3 protein-coding genes are annotated in these 2,754 nt (G+C 39.9%); 2 read left to right on the top strand and 1 reads right to left on the bottom strand.

What is annotated here, in order from left to right; all coding sequences use genetic code 11:
- Positions 1 to 253, top strand: a 253-nt coding sequence (locus tag B3D59_RS17125) for an alpha-amylase family glycosyl hydrolase (protein WP_286822358.1), incomplete at its 5' end; no start/stop codon positions are given.
- A gap of 94 nt (positions 254 to 347) precedes the next feature.
- On the opposite strand, the gene B3D59_RS17120 is transcribed toward B3D59_RS17125, so the two are convergent.
- On the bottom strand, positions 348 to 1,298 hold the full coding sequence (locus B3D59_RS17120; RefSeq protein ID WP_286822357.1) for a YbgA family protein: 951 nt from the start codon (positions 1,296 to 1,298) through the stop codon (positions 348 to 350).
- 337 nt (positions 1,299 to 1,635) lie between these two features.
- Between B3D59_RS17120 and uvsE the strand changes: the two genes are divergently transcribed.
- Complete coding sequence (gene uvsE, locus B3D59_RS17115) at positions 1,636 to 2,508, top strand: UV DNA damage repair endonuclease UvsE (protein WP_286822356.1); 873 nt, start codon at positions 1,636 to 1,638, stop codon at positions 2,506 to 2,508.
- Positions 2,509 to 2,754: the final 246 nt, after the last annotated feature.

The following is a 2,754-nucleotide window of genomic DNA, read 5'->3' as shown; positions in this document are numbered from 1 at the left end:
ATGGCTCAACCCCATATTTGAACAGATTCCCCAAAGCAGACGCTATCATGGCTACGGAACATTTAATTTCCTCAATAGAGATCCCCGCTATGGCAGCAGAGAGGATCTTAAGGAGTTGGTTGAGGCAACCCATAATAAGGTCATCAGGATCATACTTGATATCATCCTCAACCATGCGGGGAATATTTTTGCCTACAAAGGAAGAAACCGCTATTATTATCAAAAGGGGTCAAACGTTGATTATCAACCTTAAAGATTTTTCAAGATCAATAATCAAGGTTTGACCCCCCAAACCAGACCCCCAAAACACCAAACCCACCCAAACCCCAAAAGCTGACCCAAACAATTCAGAAATAATTTCTAAGTTTTAATTCAAAAGGATGGGGGTTTAAATATGTCTGGACTTTCAACCATGGTTGGTCATATTTCATGACATAATGTTTGATCAATGTAATTGGTACAATTAAAGGGACATACCCTGATCGATATTGATCAATGACTGACAATAGCTCCCGCTTTTCATCACCACTCAAATTTTTTTTAAAATAGCCCATCATGTGATGAAGTACATTGATGTGCTTATTTAAGGTCGTTTTAAGCTTTAGGGCTTTCAGTAAAAGTTCTTCATATCTATCAAACAACACATCCAAATCATAATCTTTACCTTGAGCAACGAGTCTCCCCATTTTTCGATATATGTCCTGATTATGTGATAAAATGAGAAGTTTATTGTGTGTATGGAATCCAACAAGCCCTCCTAATGATTTATTTTCATTGATCAGCTTTCTCCAGCGTTTCAGTGAAAAGATGCTTTCAATAAAATTTTCACGCAGCATTGGATCATGGAGACGCCCTGCTTCCTCAACAGGTATCCTTGGGAACGCTTCTGTAAAGGCCTTTGCAAAAAGACCTGTGCCATTTTTTCGCACGTTACCGTCATCGCCGTAGACTCGTATTCGGTACAGACCACTGCTTGGAGATTTGCTCCTGAATATGAAACCGCAAAGGTCTTCTTTTGCCAATTCTTTTAAGCGGCCCTTAATCCAGCTCTGCATCTGCTCTGTTTTGTCCACACCGGTTTTCTGCGTCAGTAATCGTGGATTCTCCGTGGGACCGACCAGCCTTACGGCTTCACGAGGCGTTGGCATGCCGCATTCAACTTCTGGACAGACAGGTACATATTCTGCAAAGAGGCCAAGTGTCTGAGTCAAAAATCCATCATGGCTGTGTCCACCGTCATAACGGACCTTATTTCCTAAAAGACAGGAGCTGATGCCTATTTTTATGGGTGATAGCATTAGGATCCTCCAATATTTAATATAAAATTTAATATAAAAGTGATAAGTATCGCCGGAAAATAGAACTCAAGCAAGTATTGCCCCTTTAACAATATAAGTTTTCGAAATGATTAGCACTCATTTTCTTGATTAATCAGTATTTTTATGGGTATAAATAATTTAGAAATACCTTTTTCATTCTTTGAGTCTGACAGCAAATGATCCCGGGGAAGCTGGATAAACAATACATGTCGACGACTGCCGGACGAATAGTTGTAAAATGGACGGGTTATTAGTCTAAACCATAACAGAATAACAGATATTGGAATAGATAATGTTGAGATTTGGACTTTGCTGCGTGTTTAAAGAACACCCTGTTAAATTTCGACAAACAACAGCAAAATATCTTGCTCAATTCCCTGATGAGCAACGCAAAAAACGCCTGGGCGGTTTATGTGCGCAAAATGCTCAAAGCTTATTAAAAGCACTTGAGTTCTGCCGTGATAATAATATCGGCTCATTCCGGATCAACAGCCAAATTCTTCCCCTGAAAACACATCCTGAAATGGGCTACGATATTTCTGAACTGCCCGATTCAGATCAGATTATCAATGATTTCAAAACCTGTGGTAATTTCAGTAAAAAATATGATATCCGTACAACCTTCCATCCAGACCAGTTCATTATCTTATCATCACCCAATCCCGATGTTGTCAACAGGTCTATTTTGGATCTTGAATACCAGGCGCAAGTGGCAGAATGGTTGAATGCTGATGTGATCAACATTCACGCAGGAGGTGTCTATGGGGATAAACCTTCAGCGCTTTTACAGCTTATGAAAACAGTTGATACACTCAAAGATTCAATTAGAAGAAGATTAACTCTTGAAAATGATGACAGAAGTTATTCTCCTATTGATCTATTGCCAGTCTGCTCAAAACTGAATATTCCGATGGTATATGATGTTCATCATCATCGATGCCTTCCGGACACTTTATCTATAGAGGAGGTAACACAAAAAAGCATGAAAACCTGGAACCGTGAGCCATTGTTCCATTTATCATCTCCCAAAGACGGTTGGAACTCTACTAACCCCAGAAAACACCACGACTATATAGATATCAATGATTTTCCCAAAGAGTGGTTATCTCTGGATATCACTGTAGAGGTGGAAGCAAAAGGAAAAGAACTGGCCATAGAAAAATTGATTAAAGATTTAGGATCTCTTTGATCGGGTCCGATTGCCTCACAATTGAGTTATAGTTTTAAAGCCTACCGACATAACGCGGGAGATTTTCACCCTAAACACTTATGGTGGACCCCAAAGTCAAGACAAAAATCCACCGAGTTTAAGCTGTGCATTGAACTTTCATTTCATCTGAACAATATTGTCCGGATGGTGTTTTTATTATCTCGGTCCGTCTTGGTTTCCCGGAGGATGAATCATCTGTTGAGGTGCGACCGGCATGGTCGTGAA

This window comes from Desulfobacter sp. UBA2225 (genome assembly GCF_002348205.1).
Taxonomy (GTDB): Bacteria; Desulfobacterota; Desulfobacteria; order Desulfobacterales; family Desulfobacteraceae; genus Desulfobacter; species Desulfobacter postgatei.
Note: the sequence above shows the minus strand (reverse complement) of the source record. Positions and strands in the feature narration are given on the sequence as shown.